We start from the raw sequence: 22,125 nt of genomic DNA, 5'->3' as shown, positions 1-22,125 counted from the left end.
CGGATGCCGTTGACGGTGCGCCACGCCGCGGGGCCGCCGGTAGCGGGTGATCCCGGGCCACGGACAAGGGTTTTCCCTCGGACCGGCAGGGTTTTCCCGCTGCCCCGGCGGTGGGTGCGGCGGCCACAGTGGCACCAAGACAACGCCACCGAGGAGAAGCTCATGATCGAGACGCGTGGACTCACCAAGCGCTACGGCCCGACTCTCGCCGTCGACGACCTGTCCTTCACCATCCAGCCCGGCCGGGTCACCGGTTTTGTCGGCCCGAACGGTGCGGGCAAGTCGACGACCATGCGCATGATCCTCGGCCTGGACCGGCCGACGTCGGGTCACGCCCTGATCGACGGCCGGCCGTACGGCGACCTTGACCATCCATTACGGACAGTCGGCGCCCTGCTGGACGCGAAATGGGTGCACCCCAACCGATCGGCTCGATCACACCTGCGCTGGCTGGCTCGTTCCAACCGGTTGCCGGCCGGCCGGGTGGACGAGGTGCTCGACCAGGTCGGCCTGACCGCCGTCGCCGACCGCCGGGCCGGGACGTTCTCGCTGGGCATGTCCCAGCGACTCGGCATCGCCGGCGCGTTGCTGGGCGACCCGGGAATCCTGCTGTTCGACGAGCCGGTCAACGGACTGGACCCGGAAGGCATCGTGTGGATCCGCCAGCTCATGCGGCACCTGGCCGGTGAGGGGCGCAGTGTCCTGGTGTCCAGCCACCTGTTGCCGGAGATGGCGCTCACCGCGACCGAACTGGTCGTCATCGGGCGCGGCCGGCTGATCACCCAGAGCTCGACCGCGGACTTCGTCGACAAGGCTGCCACATCCAGTGTGCGGGTACGCAGCCCGCAACTTCTGGAACTGGCGGAAGTCCTTATGCGGCAAGGGATCGAAGTGCACGCCGCCCCGGACGGCGACCAGACGTTGGTCGTGACCGGCACCGATACCGCCCAAGTCGGCGAGCTGGCCGCGCATGCCGGAGTCGTGTTGCACGAACTGGCATTGCACCGAGGCTCGCTCGAAGAGGCGTTCATGCACATCACCGGGCACGACGTCGAGTACGCCGCCGGCAACCAAAACGCACTCGCCACCACAGGAAGGTGACCGTCATGTCCTTCATCGCAGCGGAACGGATCAAGCTGACCTCGACGCGGTCCCCATGGTGGTGCGCCGCTGTCGGTGTGGCGGCCACGATCGGCGTGGCCTCGGTCTCCATGATCACGGGAGACGAGACCGGATTCACCGGCGTGGCGTCGACCCAGCTGGGATACGGCCTGGGCATGGCCGTGGTCATGGTGATGGCCACCCTCGCGGTGACCACGGAGTACTCCGTCGGCATGATCAGGACGACGTTCCTGGCCGGGCCCAAACGGACCGGTGCCCTGCTCGCCAAGACATTCGTCGTGGCGATCGGCGCGGGACTGATCGGTCTGCTCGCCGCGTTCGGCAGCTGGGCGCTGGGGCTGATCCTGATGCCGGACGCCGACCTCGCGTTGCACGGCTCGGCCGAATGGCGGCAGGTCGGTGGCGTCGGCCTGGTCTACCTCGTGTCGGCCGTTTTCGCTGTGGCGGTGGGAATCCTGGTCAGGCACACGGCGGGCGCTGTGTCGCTGGTGCTGACCTGGGCCCTGATGCTCGAGCAACTGCTCGCGCTGATTCCCGGCTTCAAGTCGCTGGCCGAGTGGCTGCCTTTCGAGGCCGCCAAGCAGTTCCTGCTCGCCGGCCAGACCTCGGAAGGCACACAGCCCTGGGTGGCCATGGCCTACTTCGCCGCTGTGGGCGGTGCCCTGCTGGCGGCAGCGATCGCGGTGGCCAAGCGTCGGGACGCCTGACACCTGTCCGCGTGGGTGAGCCGGATCCGGCTCACCCACGCAGGTACGTGAGCACCGCCAGTACGCGCCGGTTGTCGTCTGCGCCCTGGTGCAGGCCGAGCTTGGTGAACACCGAGCGCACGTAGGCCTCGACGGTCTTCTGACTGAGATAGAGCCGCTGGCAGATGGCCTGGTTGGACCGGCCTTCGGCCATCACCTTCAGCACGTCCCGCTCCCGTTCGGACAGATCGTCCAACGGGCTTCGAGTGCGTTTGCGCCCGACCAGTTGCGCGACGACGGACGGATCGATCACCAGCCCACCCGCGGCCACTCTGCGGATGGCGTCGGTCAGCTCGGCGAGGTCGGCGACGCGCTCCTTGAGCAGATACCCGGCACCCTGCGCGCCGGATTCGATCAACTGGAGTGCGTAGTGCGGCTCAACGTGCGCCGAAAGCACCAGCACGCCGACCGACGGGTGGTGCTCACGCAGCGTCCGGGCCGCGTCCAGGCCTTCGGTGCTGTGTGTCGGCGGCATCCTGATGTCGACGACGACCGCGTCCGGCGGGTCGTCGCGGACACGGTCGAGCAACGACGCCGCGTCCCCGACCTGTGCCACGACCTCGAACCCTGCCTCGGTGAGTACTCGCGCCACGCCTTCGCGAAAGAGCACAGCGTCATCGGCGATCATCACGCGCATGGCAGATCAGCCATCACTCGATCGCTCTCCACGTGCAAGCGGCCGCCGTGGGCCTGCACGCGGTCGGCAAGCGCACTCAGATCCGGTCCTCGCCCGGCTCCGACGGCCAGTACCTCGACTGTCACATGACCTCCTGGCTCACGGACGGCGACCTCGGCCCGGGTGGCTCCGGCCATGTTCCCCAGCGTTTCGGACACCACGAAATAACAGGTCCGTTCGACCGAATCGGCAAGCCTCCCGGCAGGCACCGCGGAGACGACAACGGGCACCGGGCACCGGTCGGTGAGCGAAGCGAGTGCTGGTCCCAGACCGGCTTCGGTGAGCAGAACCGGATAGATGTCCCTGGCCAGATCCCGTAATTCCGCCATCGCCAGACTCAGCTCTGACCTCGCTTCGGCGACGAGACCGGCCGCGTCGCCGGTGAGGGTCCGGCCGGCAAGGCCGAGGGCCAGTACAACGGAGGCGAGACGCTGCTGGGCGCCGTCGTGCAGTTCCCGCTCGAGCCGGCGCCGGAAATCGTCCGCCGCGTCGACGATCCGCGCCGCGAGCTCTGGGCTTGCCGAGTCGCGCATCGTCAGGTCCCGGCGGCCAGGAGCTGACGCACAAGGTCACCGCTCAACGCCGACTTCGCGATGAACCCGACAGCGCTGCTGACGTCGATGAGAGCGCCATAGTCCTCTCGCGAGCGACTGGACACCAGCACCACAACCGGCGGTTTATCTTGTGCGACAAGTGCTTTGGCTACGGTGAAACCGTCCATGTCGGGCAGTCCCACATCGAGCAGCACCACGTCCGGGCGTAACTCGGACACGGCCGCGATCGCCGCTGCACCGTCAGCCGCCTCGCCGACCACGACGAGCCCGTCGGCCACCAGGACACGGTGCGCGAACGACCGGAAGGCGGCGTGGTCGTCCACAATCAGCACCCGGGGCACCATCCCGCGATGGTCGCAGCCCACCAGTCCCGGCGGCTACAGGGACAACCCTGTGTTCAGCGGTACCGGCCTGGTCGGCGCTGCATTACCGTGCGGTCGTGGACGGCACCGCACACCGGTTCGCCCGGTCCGGGCACGGCCCGGTCTTCTGGATCCTGCTCTGGGCCGCAGTGGTCGCGGCCGAGTTCGGTGCGCTGGTTCCCGTCCTGTTCGAGAGGGACGTGCCCGTCGAGGCGGTCGACGTCGTTTTCCGGCTGATCGGCGGCTCGTTCGCGGCGTGTGGGCTGATCGCCTGGCATCGCAGGCCGGACAACCGCAGCGGCCCGTTGATGACCGTCACCGGCTTCGCGTTTTTCGTCAGCCCGCTGTCCGGCCAGCTCGACTGGCCGGCCGCGCGAGCGGTGAGCATGTGGCTGCCGGACCTGTGGGTGCTGTTCTTCGTCCTGCTCGTGCTGACGTTCCTGACCGGCGGACGCGTGCAGACCAAGGCGGACCGGGTGCTCGCTGGTGCGGTCCTGGTGGAGCTGGTCATCCTGGCTCCACTGTGGATGTTGTTCGCCGACGGCACCCCGATCGCGATCTGGCCGCACGAGCGGGCCGCGGAGATCATCGACATCGCCCAACGCGTCACATTGCTGGCCGCCGTGACAGGTACAGCCGCGGTTGTCGCTGTGCGTTGGTGGTCTGCGTCCGCACCAGGCAGGCGGGCGCTGGCGCCGGGTGTCGCCGGTGCCGTGTGCCTGCTGCTGTTCGCGGGACTGCTCTTGGTCCAGTTCCTGACCGGTGAGAAGTCGTTGGCGCTGCTCTGGATCGCGGCTTGTTCGCTGGTCGCGGTGCCTGTCGTGTTCCTGCTCGGCCTGCTGCGGTCCCGGCTGGCCCGCGGCGGACTGGCGGGCCTGTTCCGCGGCCTGCGCACCATGCAGCCCGCCGATCTGCAGGGCGCCCTGGCCAAAGCGCTCGGCGACCCCGACCTGGTCGTCGGATACCCGGCAGCGGACGGCTACGTCGATCTCGACGGGCAGCCGGTCACCAGGTCAGGGTCGACGGCCGGCATCGAACGCGACGGCCGGCAAGTGGCGGTCCTCATCTACGACCGATCCCTGGACGACGACCCCGAACTGGTCGACGCCGTCACCTCCGCGGCGACCATCGCCTTGGAGAACCAGCACCTCAACGCCGAGGCCCAACGACGTCTGGCCGAAGTGGAGAGCTCGCGCGAACGAATCATCGCCGCAGGCGACGCCGAACGCCGCCGCATCGAGCGCAACCTGCACGACGGCGCCCAACAGGGCCTGGTCACCCTGGCGATGCAACTGTCACTGATCCAGCGCGAAATCCGCCGCAACCCCGCGGACGCCGAACACCTCGTCACCTCCGCCAGCGACCAGCTCGCCCAGTCCCTGGCCGAGCTGCGCGAACTGGCCCGCGGCATCCACCCGGCCGTCCTCGACCAGGGCCTCGAAGTCGCCCTCGACGCCCTGGCCACCCGATCAGCGATCCCCGCGACAGTACGGTGCGACCCAGGCCCGCGACTCCCCCAGCCAGTCGAATTCGCCGCCTACTTCGTCGCCTCCGAAGCTCTGGCCAACGCGGCCAAGTACGCGCACGCAAGCGCCGTGACCATCAGCCTGCTACGAACCGGCCCCCAGACGATCATCGAAATCACCGACAACGGCATCGGCGGCGCCGACCCATCCACCGGCACCGGCCTCCGCGGCCTGTCCGACCGCGTCGAAACCCTGCATGGTCACCTGATAGTGCTCAGCCCGCCCAACGCCGGAACCACCATCAGAGCCGAACTACCGGCACAGCCGTAGTCAGCCTGCTATCTCAACGCGGTCGCTTTCCTTGTCGGACAGGAACAACGCCATTTGCTGCCCTTCCTCAGTGACGGCTGCGCGCTCGGTGCGGGAGAAGCTGCGCAGCGGGGTGACTGTCACGGTGTCGGCGTTGACTTTCCAGGTCGCGGAGACTCGGCCGTCGAGGAGGAGGACGCGTTCGCCCGCGACTGAGAGGTTGCGGTGTGGGTCGTCGATGATGCGCGTGCGGTCGTCGTAGCCGAGGATCGCGTTGTCGAATGCGGGCAGGAACCGGACCGGGGCGGGTGTGTCGGGGTCGGGGCGTGGGGCGTCGGGGAGGTCCAGCAGTTCCCGGCCTCGCTCGTCTCGGAAGGTGACGAGTTCGTCGCGTATCGAGGCGATCGCAGCCGGCAGTCCGGCCAGGCCGCTCCAGGCTCGGACGTCGGCTGAGGCCGCGGGGCCGAACGCGGCCAGATAGCGCCGTACCAGCGCCTGCCCGACGGGGTCGGAGCCGTCCGAGGACGGTGGATCGATTTCGCGGCCCACCCAGGCGGAGAGCACGGCGTTGCGTACTCCGCCCTTCGTGCGCCAAAGCCCACGTGGCGGTATCTGCACCGTCGGGATGAGGGCGGCTATCAGCATTTCGCCGATCGGCCGCGGGCCTGGCGCGGGCCAGCGCTCGGCGAGGGCACGCGCGAGTTCGGGCATTGAACGGGGCTCGCCGTCGGCCATTACCGCGCGGCCTGCAGCTGCGAGCTCCTCGAGGTCAACTCCGTCGAGTTCGCGGCGATAGACGCCGAGTACGCGTTGACGCAGCATCGGGTCGTGACGTGCCCGCCAGGCCAGGACGTCGTCGGCGGTGAGCAGGTGCACTGTGCGGCGCATGAGATGGGTCCGCACCACGCGCCGTTCGGTCAGCAGATCCGAGAGCGTTGCCGGGTCGAACGCACGCAGCCGTGACCAGAGTCCGACGAAGGGTTCCTGCGGTTCCTGCGCTTGCAGACCACCGAGGTGCGCGACGGCATCGAGGACCGGCATGTCGGCGTGGTCGAGCAGCAACTGCCTGGCGAGCGTCGCGCGGTTGAGCGCCCGGATGTCCAGAACGGTCACGTGGTTCCCCCTCGATCGTTCGATGCATCTGCCACGAGAGCAATACTCGCAGGAGTAAAGGACAGGATGTGTCCGCTTCTCAGGGCAACATAGAGATTGTGCCGAAAACATCCGCGCGATTGCTCGCATTGCTCTCGCTGCTCCAGGCGCGCCGCGACTGGCCAGGCGCGCTGCTGGCCGAGCGGCTGGACGTCAGCCCACGCACCGTACGCCGTGACGTCGACCGCCTGCGCGAGCTCGGCTACCCGATCATGACCTCCAAAGGACCCGACGGCGGCTACCGCCTCGACGCAGGCACGCAACTACCGCCCCTGCTGTTCGACGACGAACAGGCCGTCGCCCTCGCAATCGCCCTCCAGACCGCCGCCACCCCCGGCCTCGAGGAGGCCTCGGCACGCGCGTTGAACACCGTCCGCCAGGTCATGCCCGCACGGCTACGCCACCGCATCGACGCCCTCCAAGTCACCACCGTCAGCCGACCCAACCCGCATGTCGACCCCCAAGTCCTCGTGGCACTCAGCGCCGCCGTCCACGCGCGTGAAGTCCTACGCTTCGACTACAACGCGACAACCCCACCCCGCCGCGTACAGCCCCACCACATCGTCACCTGGAGCGGGCGCTGGTACCTCCTGGCATGGGACCTCGACCGCGACGACTGGCGCACATTCCGCGTCGACCGAATCACCCCGCGCATCCCCACCGGCCCCCGCTTCACGCCACGCGAACTGGCCGACGTAGGTGCCTTCGTCGCCAGCAGATTCAAAGGCTCCGACGGCTTCGGCGACTGGCCCTGCCGCGGCGAGGTGATCCTCGACCTCCCCGCATCAGTCGTGGCCGGCTACACCTACGACGGAGTCGTCGAAGAACTCGGCCCCCACCGCTGCCGCCTCATCCTCGGCGCCTGGTCCTGGCCAGGCCTCGCCGCCAACATCGGCAGATTCGACGCCGACATCGAAGTAGTCGCCCCACCCGAACTCAAAGCCGCCTTCGCCCACCTGGCCCACCGCTACACCAAGGCGTCGTCCTAGATTCCGGTATGACCACTCTCCGGTTCCAGGGTGTGCTGTTGCCCGATGACGAGCCCCGGGAGCTGTGGCTGCTCGGCGACCGGGTGACGTTCCAGCGTCCCTCCGGCGACTGGTCCACGGCCTCGGCCGGCGGCTACCTGGTGCCCGGCCTTGTGGACGTCCACACCCATCCGGGTTGTTCACCGGACGGTGGATTCGACGCACAGGACTTCGCCGGGCACTGCCTGGACCACCTGCGAGCGGGCGTCACCACACTTCGGTTCCCGGGACTGTCCGCCTCCGCCGAGATATCGCACGCACACCACCTGCCGAGAATGGTCGGTGGCGGCAGATGGCTGGCCTGGTCGGGACTTTCAAGCCACGCAGAGTTCCATGTGGTCGTCGACGACCTCGCCACCGAGGCGGCCGCCGACGCGGCAAGGACCGGCTGGTGCAAGGTCTTCTGCGACTGGGACTTCGAAGCCGATCCAGTCCCGCTGGAGATCCTGCGTCAGGTGGTGGAAGCCGTCCACGCAGTCGGCGGCCGGGTCGCCGCCCACGCCCAGTCAGGCGCAGGGGCCTACAACGCCGCCGCAGCCGGAGTCGACTCGATCGAGCACGGCATGGGCATGCCCTCCACAGCAGTTCCCCTGATGGTCGCCCACGACTGCGCTTACGTGCCCACGCTGTCGGCCTTCGCATCACAAGTCGAGCACCGCAAGGCCAGAAACCGCCGACGCGACCAGACCTGGCTGGCCGGATACCAGACCATGATCGAACGCGTCCGGGACGCCCACGACGCAGGCGTGACCGTACTGGCCGGCACCGACCGTCAACCGTTCGGCGCCGTAGCCGACGAGGTCGAGTGCCTGATCCAGGCCGACCTCCCACCCACGGCCGCCATCGGCGCCGCGAGCTGGACCGCCCGCACCTGGCTGGGGCTCCCCGGGTTCATGGAGGGCGATGCGGCGGACTTCGTGATATATCCGGAAGATCCGAGAACCAACCCTGCCGTCCTGCGCCACCCGAGCCATGTCGTACTGCGCGGGAAAATGATCAGGCAACCTGGGTGACACCATCGGATCCAGGTCGGCAACATCACGTTCCAACGTTGGTATGTGTGGCGATTTCGGGCCACGATGGGCTCAGGCGACATGACCAGATTGGGGCGAGGGTTGACGGATTCCGAGGTGCATCTCCAGCCGGGTGGCGCGGAGGATCTGGAGGAGGCAGCGGCCGTTTTCATGAAGCTGCGGCCGCGGCTGTTCGGGATTGCGTATCGCATGCTCAGCAGTGCCTCGGAGGCTGAGGATCTGGTGCAGGAGGTGTGGCTGCGGTGGCAGGCGTACGACCGGAGCACGGTGGCGAATCCGGGTGCGTTCCTGGCTACAACGACGACTCGGCTTGCCATCAATGCGCTTCAGTCAGCGCGCGTTCGGCGTGAGACCTACATCGGGCCGTGGCTGCCTGAGCCTGTCGATACGAGTGCGGATCCCTATCTGGGTGCTGAGCGTGGGGAGGCGCTTGAGTTCGCGGCACTTTTGCTGATGGAGAAGCTCACGCCCAGTGAGCGGGCCGCGTATGTGTTGCGGGAGGCGTTCGATTATCCGTACTCGCAGATCGCCGAGATTCTGCAGTCGACCGAGCCTGCGGTGCGTCAGTTGGTCAGCCGGGCCCGTAAGCATGTGGCGGGTGAACGGCGTACACCAGCGACTCCGGCTGCGCAGCGGGAGTTGCTGAGTACGTTCATCGCGGCTGCGCGTTCTGGTGACATGAGTGCGTTGGAGCAGCTCTTCGCGGCGGATGTGACGAGCGTGTCCGACGGCAACGGCATGGTGCGTGTCGCCCGTGTGCCTGTGGTGGGTGTGACGCGGGTGACGAAGTTCCTGGCCGCGTTTGCGGACTGGTTCTGGGTCGGTATCGACCTGCAGTGGGTGGATACGAACGGGCAGGCTTCCGTTGTGCTGCGGCGCGATGGTGCTGTGCTCGCTGTGGTTTCTGTCAGTGCTACGACCGAAGGCATCGATCAGGTGCTGTGGATGTTCAACCCCGAGAAAATCGCTGCGGTTTCCTGACTCGCGGGCGTCACAAACCGGGGTGCTATCCGGTCGTGACTGATGACTGCGAGAGAAGAAGAGGACACCGTGCAAACGATTCTGGTAGTCGGCGGTGGCTACGCCGGCTTCTACACAGCCTGGAAACTGGAGAAGAAGCTCCGGCGGAACGAAGCGCGGGTCGTGGTGGTCGATCCACGGCCGTACATGACGTACCAGCCGTTCCTCCCTGAGGTGCTGTCCGGCTCGGTCGAGGCCCGGCACGCCGCGGTGTCGCTGCGCCGGCACCTGAGGCGGACCAAGCTCATCCCGGGCAAGGTCGTCGCGGTCGACCACGAGCACCGGACAGCCGTCGTGCGCCCTGCCGACGGCCCGGAGTTCGCGATCGGTTACGACATCATCGTTGTCACGGCCGGTGCGGTGACCCGCAAGCTGGCCATCCCGGGCGTGGCCGAGCAGGCGATCGGCATGAAGCACGTCGAGGAGGCCGTGGCGATCCGGGACCGGCTGCTGACCGCCTTCGACCGCGCTTCGGCGCTCGAACCTGGCCCGCTGCGCCGCAAGCTGCTCACCGTGACGTTCGTGGGCGGCGGATTCTCCGGCGTGGAAGGGTTCGGCGAGTTGCTGTCCCTGGGGACTTCGCTGATGCGGACGTACCCCGAACTGGACCCGGCCGAGCTTGACTTCCACCTGGTGGAGGCGCGCGACCGGATCCTGCCTGAGGTCACCGACGGACCCGGCCGGTGGGTGGTGCGGTCGCTGGAGAAGCGCGGGGCGCACGTACACCTCAACGCCCAAGTGGTCTCCGCGACCGACGGGCACGTGGTCCTGTCGACCGGGGAGGAGTTCGACTCCGACCTGATCGTGTGGACGGTCGGCAACGCCGCGAACCCGATGGTGCGCAGCCACACCGACCTGCCCATCGACGAGCGCGGGATGCTGGTCGTGCGAGCTGACCTGCGGGTCGGCACCGAGAGCGAACCGGTGCCGGACGCCTGGGGTGCCGGTGACGACGCGGCGGTCCCCGATCTTGCCGCGGACCAGCCTGGCGCGTTCACGGTGCCGAACGCCCAGAACGCCGTGCGGCAGGGAAAGCTCCTGGCCAAGAACATCGTGGCCACGCTCCGCGGCCGGAAGGCGAAGCAGTACGTGCACCACAGCCTGGGCACCGTCGCCACGCTCGGCCTTGGCCGGGGCATCTTCCAGTACCGTCGGATCGTGATCAAAGGGCTTGCGGCCTGGCTGATGCACCGGGGATACCACGTGCTGGCCGTGCCGAGCTGGGAACGCAAGATCCGCGTGCTGGCGATCTGGCTGACCGCCTTCGTGTTCGGCCGCGACATCGTCTCGCTCGTCTCGGTGCAGGATCCCCGCCAGGCGTTCCGCACCGACGGCGAACCGGGGGAACCGTCCCTCCGGCTCGAGCATGCCCATCGAGCATGACGACGCGGTGCGCAGGTTCGCCGACGCCTGCCGTCTAGGAGCCGTCACCGAACTGCAGGCGGCGTTGCACTCTGACGCCGTTGCCGTGTGCGACAGCGACGGCCAGGTGCCCGTACCTGGCGTTGTGTACGGCGCGGAAGACGTTGCGCAGCTTGTCGTGGTCCTGTTGTGCGGGCGACCGGGCACCGAGCTGACCATCGAGGCAGTCAACGGCCGGGCCGGGCTGGCGTTGCGTCGCGCAGGCCAGGCCGTTGTGGTGGTCGGCGTCCGGACGATCGGCGCCGGCATCGTCATTCTCTGGATCGTGCTCAACCCGGCCAAACTGCGTGGCTGGCATCGTGCCTGACCAGAATTTCGCCCGGGCTGTCACAAGCCGGGAGCCTGTCCTGTCCTAGCTGGCACCGGACGGCACCGGCCGCCCGTCGGACTGGAGGTTAGTCATGAAGATCGTCGTGATCGGCGGCACCGGCCTGATCGGCTCGAAACTCGTTGCCAGGCTTACCGAACACGGCCACGAGGCGTTGGCGGCGGCACCGAACACAGGCGTCGACACCCTTACCGGCGAAGGTCTCGCCGAGGCCTTGGCCGGCGCGAACGTCGTGGTCGACGTGTCGAACTCACCCTCCTTTGAGGACACCGCGGTCATGGAGTTCTTCGAGACCTCCACCGGCAATCTGCTCGCCGCGGAGGCAGCGGCAGGAGTCGGTCACCACGTCGCCCTGTCGGTGGTGGGCACCGATCGGCTGCAGAAGAGCGGCTACTTCCGGGCCAAGAGCGTCCAGGAGAAGCTGATCGAGAAGTCGGGGATCCCCTACTCGATCGTGCACGCGACGCAGTTCTTCGAGTTCGTGAAGAGCATGACGGACGCGGCCACCGACGGCGACACCGCCCGGTTCGCACCGGTGCTCTTCCAGCCCATCGCGAGCGACGACGTCGCCAAGGCGGTCGGCCGGACCTCTGTGGGCGCACCGCTGAACGGGATCGTCGAGGTCGCCGGGCCCGAGGAGTTCCGGATGGACGAGTTCTTCGCCGATGTGCTGGCCAAGCGGGAAGATCCGCGTTCGGTGGTCACCGACCCGCACGCGAGCTACTTCGGAGCCGAGCTCGACGAGCGGACCCTGGTTCCGGGTGCCGGCGCGATCCTCGGTGAGATCCGTTACAGCGAATGGCCCGGCCGGACCGTGTCCTGGAAGTAGCACATTCACCGCACGCGGAGGACCAGATGAGCGAAGAAGCCTTCCTCAACGATCTCGAGCACAACGTCGAAGCGGAGCTGACGATGGCCGAGGGCCGGCTGGACGAGGAAACCTCGGGCGAACCGATCGACGAGTGGCTGTTCGACCCGGCGGACGCCCAGCGCGAGGAGGTCGGCCTGCGCAGCCTTCTCGGCGCGGTCGAGGCCATGGAGGACGGCTCCGACCGCCCGTGACCACTGACATGTCCGCCTAACCGCTGATCTGTGGTCCCGGTCACCTCGACGCCACTTTCCCCTAGGTACCTATTGGTTGCCCCGCAGTAGCTTCGCCGAGTCCGTACCCGAACTCACAAGCAGGGGAACCATCATGATCGTGGTGACAGGAGCCACCGGCAATGTCGGGAGGCCGCTCGTCGCGGCCCTCGTCGAGTCCGGCGAGCAGGTGACGGCCGTCAGCCGGACAGCGTCCGAGGTGCCTGCGGGAGTCCGGTATCACCAGGCCGACATGGCCGAGCCGGAGAGCCTCAAGCCCGCCCTCGACGGAGCCGAGGCGGTGTTCCTGCTGACTTCCCCCGGCTTCATGGCCAACGGCGATCTTCAGGACGTGGTCACGGTCGCGCGGGCGGCCGGTGTCCAGCGGGTGGTGTTGCTGTCCTCCCAGGGCGTGGGCACGCAACGCCACCCTTCGGTTCTGGAGGACGCCGTCACGCAGTCGGATCTGGAGTGGACAATGTTGCGGCCGGGCAACTTCGACTCCAACGCGCTCCAATGGGCCGAAATGGTCCGCACGCAACGAGTGGTCGAGGCGCCGTTCGGCGACGTCGCGTTGCCGGCCATCGACCCGGCCGACATCGCCGAGGTCGCCGCCGTCACACTGCGCGAGCCGGGGCACGGCGGCAACATCTACACGCTGACCGGGCCGATACCCGTCTCACCCCGGCAGCAGGCCGCGGCGATCGGGGACGTCCTGGGCGAGCCAGTGCGGTTCGTCGAGCTGAGCCGGGAACAAGCACGGACCCGGATGCTGGGATATATGCCAGAACCGGTCGTGGAGGCCACCCTCGGCGCTCTCGGCGCTCCCTCCGCCGCTGAGCAAAGTGTCAGCCCCGATGCCGAGCGACTGCTCGGCCGCCCGCCCCGCACCTTCGCCGAATGGGCGGCACGCACCGTCGCCGCATTCAGGTGAGACTACACTATAAAACCGATCGATCGGTTTTATAGTGTACTGTGGACGGCATGGGGAACGAAGATCGGCGGGACGGCCGGCTGGTGCGGGGTCAGCGCACCAGGGAGACTGTTCTGGACGCCGCTGTCGCTTTGGCTTCGGTACACGGGCTTGAGGGTTTGTCGTTCGGACAGCTCGCCGGGCATCTCGGCGCCAGCAAGTCGGGGCTGTTCGCGCATTGGAAGGACAAAGAGCAGCTACAGCTCGACGCCATCGACTGGGCACGCAAACAGTGGACCAAGCGCGTCATGGCGCCCGCCCTGCGTACACCGCCGGGCCTGCGGAGGGTGTTCGCGCTGCATGAGGCGCGCTTGGCCTTCTACGCGGATGGTGTACTGCCTGGCGGGTGCTTTTTCCTTGCCGCTCAAACGGAATTCGACGATCGGACCGGCGCGGTACACGCTCGTACGGCTGAGTCGTTGCACGACTGGCTGGAGTTCATCCGGTCGCTGATCGACGAGGCCGTCGCCCTTGGCGAGCTGCCCGGCGACCTGGACATCGGCCAGCTCACGTACGAGATCGACGCACTGGGCGAGTCCACAGTGGTCCATTCGCGGTTTGTCGGCCACGAGGTGACCTTTGCCCGCGCTCGCCACGCCGTGCTGGAACGGCTGCGGGCACTGGCCACCGATCCCGCCGTTCTTCCGGAGGACTGAATCGTGCTGAGAAGCTCGTGGACGCCCGGACCGGCTGGGCTGGACGGCCAGTTACTCGTCAGTGTCACGGAATTCACTGCGAAACATCTCTGGTACATGCCGGGGATCTACCGGGCAGGACGAGATCTGGCGCAACTGTGGCCGAACCTCGACGGTGCCGTCGGGCATTGGCTGTGGATGGAGCCGTTGCGACGCAGGTGCGGTGCGGTCTCCGTATGGCAGGACAAGAAAGCCATGCGGAGTTTCGTCGGCCTGCCGGTCCACCGGCAGATCATGCGCACATACCGGACACGCGGGACAGTTCGCGCCACCACGTGGACCGCCGACGACCCGGACCTGACCGACGTGTGGCGGCAGGCAAGGAAGTTCCTGCACAGATAGTTGCGGTCGATCACATCAGTCACGTATCCAGTTGTGCGCGCACCACGGTTGAGCAAGCCGAGTCAGCAACACGCCCAGCCCCAGCGACACCACGACGATCCCGATCACGGTTTGCGGCTCACCGGGTTCCCATGGCTCGTCCGCGTGGTCTCGAACAAGATCGAGACCACCACGAAGAACAGGAACACTAGGGTGATCCGTGGCGGATGTCGGTGACGACGTGAGGACGGGTGGACGTGGCGGTGCCCCGGGTTCTGATCACGAACGATGACGGTATCGACTCGCCTGGCCTGCTGGCGCTGGCCCGGTGTTCGGTGGATCTCGGCTGGGAGACGGTCGTCGCCGCTCCTGTTCAGGAGTCCAGTGGCACTGGCGCGGGTCTCAATGCCGCGTTCGCCGACCGGCAGGTTGCGGTGCAGTGGCGCGAACTTCCCGGGCTGCCGGATGTCGAGGCCTTTGCGGTCGCTGCGCATCCCGGTTTCATTGTGTTGGCCGCGTGCGGTGACGGGTTTGGCCCCAGGCCTGATTTGGTGCTGTCAGGCATTAACCGGGGCGCGAACTTGGGGCGGGCTGTGTTGCACTCCGGCACGGTGGGTGCTGCCGTGACAGCCGGTATCAACGGCGTACGGGCGCTCGCGGTGTCGCTCGACGTCGCGCTGAGCCGGAATGCCGAAGCATACTGGGAAACCGCGTCGAAGATTGTGCGGCTGCTGTTGCCGTCCGTCGCGCGGTTGGACCAGGGCAGTGTGCTCAACCTCAATGTTCCCAACGTTCCTGAGCTCGACGCGGATCGCTCCCCGCGTTGGGCGACGCTGGCGTCCCACGGCCGCATTCAGTCCAAGGTCACCCGGATCGGCGACAACGCCATCGAACTCGCGGCGGTCGAAGTGGACGGCCGGCTGGAGCCTGGAACGGACGCCGCGGTGCTGGCGGAGGGATATCCGACCATCACAGCGCTTCGTTCGATCAGTGAGGACTTCGATCTGCAGGGATCATCGACCTGATGTCACAGCACGGCATGCTGTCCGGTCTCAGTTGGTGCACGGCCGGATCCTGCCGGCCACAGGCAATCGAGGGACGAGATGAGCTCCGAACACGGGCATGACCTGAGGTATCCCGACTCGGCTGGGCCGCCTCCGCAGATCGACGTGGTCGCGACGGTGCCGGGCGCGCCGCAGATTCCCGAGGGTGCCGAGGCGATGACCATCCTGGTCACCCTGCCACCCGGTTCTCCCGGTGCGCCACCACACCGGCATTCCGGCCCGGCCTACGGGTACGTGATCAAGGGCGAGATCGTCTTCGAACTGGAGGGCCTGCCCGAGCGGGTCGTCAAGGCGGGCGAGGCTTTCTGGGAGCCGGGCGGGGACGTGATCCACTATCAGGACGGCAACCATCTCACCGACGACGAGTCCGCGTTCGTGGTCACCATGTTCTGCGCGCCCGGCCAGCCGATGCTGATTCCGGTGAGCGCTGAGGAACTGGAAGCCCGGCGCGACCGCCGGGCACCGCGCTGACAAACAAGGGCTGACGATCAGGGGCGGGGACCCGGCCGGTTCCCGCCCCTGAAGCCCTATTCCACGAGTTTGCCGGCTGTGGAGACCTCCCGCATGAGCGAGGCGATCTCGGCCGGCACGGGTGGGATCTGTTCCCGCTCGATCCGTCCTGGGCCCGCCCACACGAGGTTCACCTGCAGCCCGGGATCGAGGTGCGGATAGTCCGAACGGTTGTGGCAGCCCCGGGTCTCCCGGCGTTCGATCGCGGCTTCCAGGGTGGCACGGGCCGCGATGGCCGACGCCTTGAGGTCGAAGGCGTGTGCCAGGTCCTGGAAGCCGGCGAGATCGGGATGCACGCCGACTCCTGTCATCCGGTCCTCGATCTCGGCCAGCTCGGCCAGGCCTTTGCGGAGCCCGGCCTCGTCCCGGAGAACGCCCGCGTGCTCGGTCATGGTGTCACGCAGCGCCCGCTGCAAAGCACGGACATTCTCCGGACCGTCGGCGGCAAGCAGTTCGTCCACCTCGTCACTGGCCTCCGCGAGCACGGTCGGCGAACGACGCTGGGCGGTCAGTTCGGCCGAGTAACGAGCTGCTGTCTCGCCGACGATCCGCCCGTACACGAGCAATTCGATCAGCGAGTTGCCGCCGAGCCGGTTCGCGCCGTGCAGCCCGCTCGCCGCCTCGCCGATGGCGTAGAGACCCTCGACCCCAGTCGAGTGGTCCTCCGGCCGCACCCACACGCCACCCATCGAATAGTGCGCTGTCGGCGCGATTTCGATGGGATCCCTGGTGATGTCCAGCATCTGCAGCTCAAGCAGTGTCTGGTAGACCCGCGGCAACCGGCGCATGATCGTCTCGCGCGGCAGGTGCGACACGTCCAGCCAGACACCACCGTGGGGCGTCCCACGGCCTTCCTTGATCTCGGTGTACTCGGCCAGCGCAACTCTGTCTCGTGTGGACAGTTCCATCCGCTCGGGGTCGTAGCGGGACATGAACCGCTCCCCCAACGCGTTACGCAGGACGCCGCCCTCGCCGCGGGCCGCCTCGGACACGAGCGTCCCCGCCGCGTTCTCCGGTTCGATCAGCCCGGACGGGTGAAACTGCACAAGCTCGGGGTCACGGATGCGGCCACCGGCGAGCACAGCCAGACGGAACGAGTCGCCGGTGTTCTCGTCCCGGCGTGACGAAGTGCGCCGCCAGATCCGGGTATGCCCGCCCGCCGCCAGGATCACGGCATCGGCATGGATCACATACCGGTTGCCGTTCTCCACATCGAAGCCGTACGCGCCGAAGACGACATTGTCACGCACCAGGATCCGCGTGACGTAACACGTGTCGTGTATCGGGATGGCCAGCTGGGCAGCCCGGTTCACGAGCGTCCGTTGGATCTCCAGACCCGTGTAGTCACCGGCAAACGAGGTACGCCGGTAGGTATGCGCGCCGAAGAACCGTTGTGAGATACGGCCGTCTTCCTCGCGTGCGAACGGCATGCCCCAGCGTTCGAGGTCGGCGATGCCCCGCGGGGCGTTCTCGGCCACGATCCGCACTGTCTCGGGGTTCGCGAGCAGATAACTTTCCTTGATGGTGTCGGCGGCGTGCTGCTGCCAGGTGTCCTCAGCGTCCATTGTGGCCAGTGCGGCGTTGATACCGCCTGCGGCCAGCGTGGTGTGCGCGTCGGACTTCGGCCGTTTGCCGACCACGAGCACGTCGACACCGCGCTCGGCCAGTTCGATGGCGGCGCGCAGACCCGCGCCGCCGGTGCCGATCACGAGTACCGATGTCGCGATCCGCTGTTGCGCGTGGGACATCAGCGTGCCTGCGCGAGCCAGTCAGCGAGGCTGATCTGCCCGAGCTGGGCGCCGTCCCGGGGAAGCAACGCGTCGGCATCCAGCTCTGCGCCGAAGTAGCGGCCCTCAGAGTCGGCGACGACCTCACGCGGGTCGTTGCGCGCGGTCAGCACAGTGCGGATCCACTCGGCGAACCCCAACTGCTCTGGCCCGGCCACTTCCAGCATGCCGTCAAGCGGCTTGCCCACGGCCGTACGGCCAACGGCGGCAGCGACATCTTCGGCCGCGATCGGCTGCACGCCCACGTCAGGCAGGCGCACGACGCCGTCCACCATCGAGGTACCGGCGATCGCCTCGGCGAACTCGAAGAACTGGGTGGCGTGCACCAGCGAGTACGGCAGACCGGAGCCCCTGATCAGCGCCTCCTGCACCACCTTCGCCCGGAAGTACCCCAGCTGCGGCGACCTTTCGGTACCCACCACCGACAAGGCGACGTAATGGCCCACGCCCGCCTCCTTGGCCGCCTCGACCAGGTTCTCGGTGGAGGTGCGGAAGAACGCCAGCACGTCGTCGTCCGCGAACGACGGCGAGTTGGACACGTCGACCAGGACATCCGCGCCCAGCAGCACCTCCTTCACCCCTTCACCGGTCAGGGTGTTCACGCCCGTCGACGGCGAGGCGACCACAGCCTCGTGACCGTGCTCCCCGAACCGGGCCACCAGTTTCGAGCCGATCAAGCCGGTGCCGCCGATGACGACGATCTTCATGGTCTGTCCCTTCCCTGGACGATCAGTCACCAGCCAGGACAGGACAGCCCCGCGATCTGTGACAGGAAACGTGGCATGCTGGCTGTGGGGAGGACAGATGGAGGGTCAGAGACGACTTGCGGTGCACCGCACCATCCTCGTGGTGGACATCGAGGGGTTCAGCTCGCTGACCAACGTCGAGCAGCCCGCGGTCCGGGCTGGCCTGTACCTGGCGTTGCAGGGCGCGTTCGAGAAGGCGGACATCCCCTGGTCGGAGTGTATTCACGAGGACCGGGGCGACGGGGTGTTCGTGCTGGCGCCACCGCAGGTGCCGAAGTCGCTGTTCGCGGAGTTGCTACCAGGTGCACTGGTGGAGGCCCTGCGGCACTACAACAGCCAGACTGACGACCGGATGCGGATCCGGTTGCGGATGGCGCTGAACGCGGGTGACGTCACCCCGGATGGAAACGGCGCGTCCGGGGCGGCGATCAACTTGGCGTTCCGGCTGATCGACGCCCCGCAGCTGCGGGAAGCGCTTGCGGAGTCGGCGGGCCTGCTGGCCGTGATCTCGTCCGCCTACTTCTACGACGACGTCATGCGGCACAGCCCGCCTTGCGACCTCGCCACGTTCCGGCGGGTCCGGGTCGAGGTCAAGCAGACCGACTCCCTCGCGTGGATCTGCCGGCCGGACGACCCTTATCCGCCGGGCGGCAACCGGGACGAGAGCTGGGAGGTCGAGCGGCGCTACCTCAACCTGGTCGCCGAGGAGCACGCCACCTTCGAGATGTTCCAGGTCGCCAGGGCGGGGATGCCGCTCGGTGCGCCGTTCGACGAGTACTACGTGATGCCGCCGATCACCCGCAGGCAGACCACGGGGAAACGTTCCGAGCTGACCGGCGCGGGCACTGATCCAGTGAACGCCATCACGGATGCCCGGCGCGTGCTGCTCCTGGGCGGTGCCGGGGCCGGCAAGACGACCTTCCTCAACTGGATGGCCTATGTCGCCGCCACCCGTGGCCAGGAGGGGCCGTGGCGGGATGTGGTGCCGTTCTTCCTGTCGCTGCGGCACTTTCCGTCGGCGCGGATGCCGCAGCGCCCTGAGGAGCTGCTGGCCACGGTCGCGCCGACGCTCACCGGCGGGAAGCTCGCCGAATGGGTGGACGAGCTGTTCACCAAGGGCCGCGCCATGCTGCTTGTCGACGGCCTGGACGAGCTGGTCGCCGACCGGCGCAACGACGTCAAGCGCTGGCTGGAACGGTTCGTCCGGACTTATCCGGAGGCCCGCTATGTGGTGAGCACGCGGCCGTCGGCGGTGGACGACAGCTGGTTCCTGGACCTGCCCGGCCGGACCGGCCTGATCAGGTTCGAGCTGCTCCCGTTGAGCAGCAGCGGGCTGGACCAGGTCATCGAGCACTGGTACCGGGCCGCCCGCACCCAGGAGTTCGACACCGACCAGCAGCAGTGGCTCAGCGCCTGCGAGGCGAGCCTGCGTGACAGCCTCGCCACCCGGCCGAACCTGCGCACCCTGGTCGCCAGCCCGTTGCTGGCCGCCCTGTTGTGCGCCTTGTACCGGCAGAACAACCAGTACCTGCCGCGAACCCGCAGGGAGCTGCTCGACCAGTCACTGGACCTGCTGCTGGGCCGCTGGGACAACATCAAGGTCAGCGCGACCGACGACAGCCACCACCGCGTGGCGGTGGAGGAAGAGCTGCAACTGACCAAGGCGGAGCAGCTGATCCTGCTGGAACGGTTCGCCGCGCCGATGGTCCGGGGCGCCGAGCTGATGGTGTCGCGCGCCGATGCGGAGCGGCGGCTGGAAAGGGCGATGACCGGGCTGCGGTCGCAAGGACTGGCCCCGGACCGGCTGTTGCAGCACATGCTCGTTCGTACGGGCCTGCTGCGTGAGCACCCCGCCGAGCAGAAGATCCAGTTCGTGCACCGGACGTTCCGCGACTACCTGGCCGCGGCCGACATGGTGAAGGCCGGCGAGCTGGAGACGCTCGTCGAGAACGCGCACAAGGACTCCTGGTACGAGGTGGTCTTCATGGCCGCCGCCCAGGCGCGCGAACGTGAGGTCGCCGACCTGCTGCAACGCCTGCTCAGGCAGGCGAGCCAGACCAAGGACCAGCGCCTGGCCGACCGGCTGCAGCTGGTCGCCGCGGCCTGTCTGGGTTACGCCGACGTCGTGTACCCGGACCAGGTCCGTGTCGACGTGCAGAACGCGGTCCGCCGGCTGATCCCGCCGACCGACTTCCACGAGGCGGAGATGCTGGCCAGGGCCGGCCGGTTCGTGATCGAGCTGCTGCCCGGACCGGACCAGCTCACCGGTCCGGGAAAGGACACCGTCTCGCCGTTCGTGATCCGGACCCTGGCGATGATCGGCGGCGAGGAGGCGTGGGAGAAGATCCGGCCGTTCACCGCGATGCACCAGTCCACAGTGGTCGACGAACTGCTGCGCGGCTGGCGCGAGTTCGACTTCGCCGACGACTACGCCCGGTTCCTGCTGTCGCAAGTGGACTTCGGTGACCGGGTGCTGCCGGTGCGCCGATGGGATCTGCTGCCGCGGCTGCGCCACCTGACGACGTTGACGGCACTGAAGGTCATCGGCGACGTTGCCCTGGAGGACGGCCGGGACGGCATCTACCCGCTGGCCGCCTTGCGTAGCCTGCGCTCGCTGGAGATCGTGGCCAACCAGACCATCCGCGATCTGAGCCCGTTGGCCCGCAGCCACACACTCCGCGTCCTGCGCATCACCGGGCACAGCAAGCTGATCGACCTGTCCGCGTTGGCCGGGTGCACTGTGCAACGCCTCACCCTGCTGCCGGTGGCACGGACCGAGCGCGACTCGATGATGGATCTCACCACCCTGGCCGGTGCCCCGCTGACATCCCTGTCGATCAACCATCCCAGGCTGGCCACCGGCCTGCACGACCTGCCCGGCGAGCTGCCGCTCGTGGACCTGGAGATCATCAACCGGCCGGACAAACGTTCCCTGCTCGGGATCGAACGGTTCACGGCCCTGGAGAAGGTGACCGTCCACGGCGTCCCGGCAGACGCGGAGGTCGAGGCCCTCGCCACGCTGCCCGCGCTGCGGCATCTGGTGCTCAAGACACCGGAACCCGTCGGCGCACTGGCCCGGCTGTGGCCGTTGGGGCGTTCGCTGGACGTGCTGGAGCTGGACGGCGTGCACGATCCAGTCGCAGCCGAGGCGGCGATCGGCCCCGACTTCGAGGCGGAGCTGCGCATCGGCTCGTGACCGTCCACAGTAGAGCACTGCCCGTGGCCGCCGGCGGCCACGGGCAGCACCGGGGGCGGCTCAGCCCACGTAGTGCAGGCAGATCCCTTGCTTGTTCTGGTAGGCGATGTTCGCCTTCACCTTCACCACACCATTTCCTACGGCCACGTTGTGCACGGTGTAGACCGCGTCACTGTCGAAGTTCTCGTTGCCGACACCAGTGCATTCGACCGCACTCACCGCGACGGCCTGACCGGCGGAGACCGGCAGGTTGCTGAGCGTGTACCACGCCATACCGTTGTTGAATCCGAAGAACTGGGTCACCGACAGCGAACCCGCGGTCGTGGCCGAATTGGCAGCGGCGTCGGCCACGGCAGTGTGTTCCGGCAGTGGCGCGGGCGCCGCGTTCGGAGCGGCGGTCGCCTGCGATGAACCGATGATGGCACCTGTGGCACCTGCCGCGACAACAAGCCCCACAAGTGTTTTCTGGACGGTGTTCATGAGTTCCCCTTTCCTGTGAACGCGGGACAGAGTCACACCGCCGGACCGGCCGCG

The 22,125-nt window shown here is 67.8% G+C and carries 23 protein-coding genes; 16 read left to right on the top strand and 7 right to left on the bottom strand.

What is annotated here, in order from left to right; all coding sequences use genetic code 11:
* Window positions 1-162: 162 nt before the first annotated feature.
* Together JOF56_RS26600 and JOF56_RS26595 are read left to right on the top strand one after the other, a co-directional pair.
* Window positions 163-1,101 (top strand): ATP-binding cassette domain-containing protein, encoded by a 939-nt coding sequence (locus tag JOF56_RS26600; RefSeq protein WP_209642231.1) that lies wholly within the window; start codon window positions 163-165, stop codon window positions 1,099-1,101.
* Between the two features lie 5 nt (window positions 1,102-1,106).
* Window positions 1,107-1,829, top strand: a complete 723-nt coding sequence (locus JOF56_RS26595; protein ID WP_209642230.1) for a hypothetical protein — start codon at window positions 1,107-1,109, stop codon at window positions 1,827-1,829.
* Between the two features lie 31 nt (window positions 1,830-1,860).
* On the opposite strand, the gene JOF56_RS26590 is transcribed toward JOF56_RS26595, so the two are convergent.
* The 3 genes from JOF56_RS26590 to JOF56_RS26580 are packed head-to-tail and all read right to left on the bottom strand — an operon-like array spanning window position 1,861 to window position 3,442.
* Window positions 1,861-2,505, bottom strand: a complete 645-nt coding sequence (locus JOF56_RS26590) for a response regulator transcription factor (protein WP_209642229.1) — start codon at window positions 2,503-2,505, stop codon at window positions 1,861-1,863.
* Window positions 2,496-3,077: a sensor histidine kinase gene (locus JOF56_RS26585; RefSeq protein ID WP_209642228.1), complete on the bottom strand. Its 582-nt coding sequence runs from the start codon at window positions 3,075-3,077 to the stop codon at window positions 2,496-2,498. The genes JOF56_RS26590 and JOF56_RS26585 overlap by 10 nt, the downstream gene beginning before the upstream one ends.
* A 2-nt stretch (window positions 3,078-3,079) precedes the next feature.
* Window positions 3,080-3,442: a response regulator gene (locus JOF56_RS26580; RefSeq protein WP_209642227.1), complete on the bottom strand. Its 363-nt coding sequence runs from the start codon at window positions 3,440-3,442 to the stop codon at window positions 3,080-3,082.
* Between the two features lie 95 nt (window positions 3,443-3,537).
* On the opposite strand from JOF56_RS26580, the gene JOF56_RS60230 reads away from it, so the two are divergent.
* A complete protein-coding gene (locus JOF56_RS60230; protein WP_209642226.1) occupies window positions 3,538-5,256 on the top strand; it encodes a sensor histidine kinase in 1,719 nt (572 codons plus the stop codon).
* Here the strand turns inward: JOF56_RS60230 and JOF56_RS26570 are convergent, their stop codons facing one another.
* Entirely contained in the window at window positions 5,257-6,348 is a 1,092-nt protein-coding gene (locus JOF56_RS26570; protein WP_307855269.1) for a winged helix DNA-binding domain-containing protein, read from the bottom strand.
* Window positions 6,349-6,446: 98 nt separating this feature from the next.
* Here JOF56_RS26570 and JOF56_RS26565 point away from each other — a divergent pair, with 98 nt between their 5' ends.
* The 12 genes from JOF56_RS26565 to JOF56_RS26510 all read left to right on the top strand — a co-directional run bounded on the left by JOF56_RS26565 (window position 6,447) and on the right by JOF56_RS26510 (window position 15,823).
* A complete protein-coding gene (locus JOF56_RS26565) occupies window positions 6,447-7,376 on the top strand; it encodes a helix-turn-helix transcriptional regulator (protein WP_209642224.1) in 930 nt (309 codons plus the stop codon).
* 8 nt (window positions 7,377-7,384) lie between these two features.
* The gene (locus tag JOF56_RS26560) at window positions 7,385-8,428 is read left to right on the top strand and encodes an amidohydrolase family protein (protein WP_209642223.1); all 1,044 of its coding nucleotides are present in this window, start codon (window positions 7,385-7,387) and stop codon (window positions 8,426-8,428) included.
* Window positions 8,429-8,509: 81 nt separating this feature from the next.
* Window positions 8,510-9,430, top strand: a complete 921-nt coding sequence (locus JOF56_RS26555) for an RNA polymerase sigma-70 factor (protein WP_209642222.1) — start codon at window positions 8,510-8,512, stop codon at window positions 9,428-9,430.
* A gap of 42 nt (window positions 9,431-9,472) precedes the next feature.
* Window positions 9,473-10,852 carry an NAD(P)/FAD-dependent oxidoreductase gene (locus tag JOF56_RS26550; protein ID WP_209642221.1) on the top strand — a complete coding sequence of 460 codons (1,380 nt, stop codon included), beginning with the start codon at window positions 9,473-9,475 and terminating at the stop codon, window positions 10,850-10,852.
* Window positions 10,836-11,198: a sigma-70 family RNA polymerase sigma factor family protein gene (locus JOF56_RS26545; RefSeq protein WP_209642220.1), complete on the top strand. Its 363-nt coding sequence runs from the start codon at window positions 10,836-10,838 to the stop codon at window positions 11,196-11,198. The genes JOF56_RS26550 and JOF56_RS26545 overlap by 17 nt, the downstream gene beginning before the upstream one ends.
* Window positions 11,199-11,292: 94 nt before the next feature.
* Window positions 11,293-12,048 (top strand): SDR family oxidoreductase, encoded by a 756-nt coding sequence (locus JOF56_RS26540; RefSeq protein WP_209642219.1) that lies wholly within the window; start codon window positions 11,293-11,295, stop codon window positions 12,046-12,048.
* Between the two features lie 26 nt (window positions 12,049-12,074).
* Window positions 12,075-12,281 (top strand): hypothetical protein, encoded by a 207-nt coding sequence (locus tag JOF56_RS26535; protein ID WP_209642218.1) that lies wholly within the window; start codon window positions 12,075-12,077, stop codon window positions 12,279-12,281.
* A gap of 133 nt (window positions 12,282-12,414) precedes the next feature.
* A complete protein-coding gene (locus JOF56_RS26530; protein WP_209642217.1) occupies window positions 12,415-13,233 on the top strand; it encodes an NAD(P)H-binding protein in 819 nt (272 codons plus the stop codon).
* A gap of 50 nt (window positions 13,234-13,283) precedes the next feature.
* A complete protein-coding gene (locus JOF56_RS26525) occupies window positions 13,284-13,928 on the top strand; it encodes a TetR/AcrR family transcriptional regulator (RefSeq protein ID WP_209642216.1) in 645 nt (214 codons plus the stop codon).
* A 3-nt stretch (window positions 13,929-13,931) separates the two neighbouring features.
* Window positions 13,932-14,309, top strand: coding sequence for a hypothetical protein (locus JOF56_RS26520; RefSeq protein ID WP_209642215.1), 378 nt, complete (start codon window positions 13,932-13,934; stop codon window positions 14,307-14,309).
* A 236-nt stretch (window positions 14,310-14,545) separates the two neighbouring features.
* A complete protein-coding gene (surE, locus tag JOF56_RS26515; protein ID WP_307855268.1) occupies window positions 14,546-15,313 on the top strand; it encodes a 5'/3'-nucleotidase SurE in 768 nt (255 codons plus the stop codon).
* A gap of 78 nt (window positions 15,314-15,391) precedes the next feature.
* On the top strand, window positions 15,392-15,823 hold the full coding sequence (locus JOF56_RS26510) for a cupin domain-containing protein (protein ID WP_209642214.1): 432 nt from the start codon (window positions 15,392-15,394) through the stop codon (window positions 15,821-15,823).
* A gap of 56 nt (window positions 15,824-15,879) precedes the next feature.
* Here the strand turns inward: JOF56_RS26510 and JOF56_RS26505 are convergent, their stop codons facing one another.
* Together JOF56_RS26505 and JOF56_RS26500 are read right to left on the bottom strand one after the other, a co-directional pair.
* Complete coding sequence (locus JOF56_RS26505) at window positions 15,880-17,610, bottom strand: L-aspartate oxidase (RefSeq protein ID WP_209642213.1); 1,731 nt, start codon at window positions 17,608-17,610, stop codon at window positions 15,880-15,882.
* Entirely contained in the window at window positions 17,610-18,356 is a 747-nt protein-coding gene (locus tag JOF56_RS26500) for an SDR family oxidoreductase (RefSeq protein WP_209642212.1), read from the bottom strand. The genes JOF56_RS26505 and JOF56_RS26500 overlap by 1 nt, the downstream gene beginning before the upstream one ends.
* A gap of 97 nt (window positions 18,357-18,453) precedes the next feature.
* Between JOF56_RS26500 and JOF56_RS26495 the strand changes: the two genes are divergently transcribed.
* A complete protein-coding gene (locus tag JOF56_RS26495) occupies window positions 18,454-21,591 on the top strand; it encodes an NACHT domain-containing protein (RefSeq protein ID WP_209642211.1) in 3,138 nt (1,045 codons plus the stop codon).
* Window positions 21,592-21,651: 60 nt separating this feature from the next.
* Here JOF56_RS26495 and JOF56_RS26490 read toward each other — a convergent pair whose 3' ends face one another.
* Window positions 21,652-22,071: a hypothetical protein gene (locus tag JOF56_RS26490; RefSeq protein WP_209642210.1), complete on the bottom strand. Its 420-nt coding sequence runs from the start codon at window positions 22,069-22,071 to the stop codon at window positions 21,652-21,654.
* Window positions 22,072-22,125 lie beyond the last annotated feature (54 nt).

The sequence above is a fragment of the Kibdelosporangium banguiense genome (genome assembly GCF_017876405.1).
Taxonomy (GTDB): Bacteria; Actinomycetota; Actinomycetes; order Mycobacteriales; family Pseudonocardiaceae; genus Kibdelosporangium; species Kibdelosporangium banguiense.
The sequence above is the reverse complement of the archived record's forward strand: the minus strand, read 5'-3'. Positions and strand labels throughout refer to the sequence as shown.

Bases quoted from the DNA above. Each gene is read 5' to 3' on its own strand.
- JOF56_RS26525 (WP_209642216.1), top strand. From the start codon at position 13,284: ATGGGGAACGAAGATCGGCGGGACGGCCGGCTGGTGCGGGGTCAGCGC.
- JOF56_RS26590 (WP_209642229.1), bottom strand. From the start codon at position 2,505: ATGCGCGTGATGATCGCCGATGACGCTGTGCTCTTTCGCGAAGGCGTG.
- JOF56_RS26535 (WP_209642218.1), top strand. From the start codon at position 12,075: ATGAGCGAAGAAGCCTTCCTCAACGATCTCGAGCACAACGTCGAAGCG.
- JOF56_RS26585 (WP_209642228.1), bottom strand. From the start codon at position 3,077: ATGCGCGACTCGGCAAGCCCAGAGCTCGCGGCGCGGATCGTCGACGCG.
- JOF56_RS26490 (WP_209642210.1), bottom strand. From the start codon at position 22,071: ATGAACACCGTCCAGAAAACACTTGTGGGGCTTGTTGTCGCGGCAGGT.
- JOF56_RS26560 (WP_209642223.1), top strand. From the start codon at position 7,385: ATGACCACTCTCCGGTTCCAGGGTGTGCTGTTGCCCGATGACGAGCCC.
- JOF56_RS26545 (WP_209642220.1), top strand. From the start codon at position 10,836: ATGCCCATCGAGCATGACGACGCGGTGCGCAGGTTCGCCGACGCCTGC.
- JOF56_RS26555 (WP_209642222.1), top strand. From the start codon at position 8,510: ATGACCAGATTGGGGCGAGGGTTGACGGATTCCGAGGTGCATCTCCAG.
- JOF56_RS26530 (WP_209642217.1), top strand. From the start codon at position 12,415: ATGATCGTGGTGACAGGAGCCACCGGCAATGTCGGGAGGCCGCTCGTC.
- JOF56_RS26550 (WP_209642221.1), top strand. From the start codon at position 9,473: ATGACTGCGAGAGAAGAAGAGGACACCGTGCAAACGATTCTGGTAGTC.
- JOF56_RS26580 (WP_209642227.1), bottom strand. From the start codon at position 3,442: ATGGTGCCCCGGGTGCTGATTGTGGACGACCACGCCGCCTTCCGGTCG.
- JOF56_RS26495 (WP_209642211.1), top strand. From the start codon at position 18,454: ATGGAGGGTCAGAGACGACTTGCGGTGCACCGCACCATCCTCGTGGTG.
- JOF56_RS26505 (WP_209642213.1), bottom strand. From the start codon at position 17,610: ATGTCCCACGCGCAACAGCGGATCGCGACATCGGTACTCGTGATCGGC.
- JOF56_RS26500 (WP_209642212.1), bottom strand. From the start codon at position 18,356: ATGAAGATCGTCGTCATCGGCGGCACCGGCTTGATCGGCTCGAAACTG.
- JOF56_RS26510 (WP_209642214.1), top strand. From the start codon at position 15,392: ATGAGCTCCGAACACGGGCATGACCTGAGGTATCCCGACTCGGCTGGG.
- JOF56_RS26540 (WP_209642219.1), top strand. From the start codon at position 11,293: ATGAAGATCGTCGTGATCGGCGGCACCGGCCTGATCGGCTCGAAACTC.
- JOF56_RS26595 (WP_209642230.1), top strand. From the start codon at position 1,107: ATGTCCTTCATCGCAGCGGAACGGATCAAGCTGACCTCGACGCGGTCC.
- JOF56_RS26600 (WP_209642231.1), top strand. From the start codon at position 163: ATGATCGAGACGCGTGGACTCACCAAGCGCTACGGCCCGACTCTCGCC.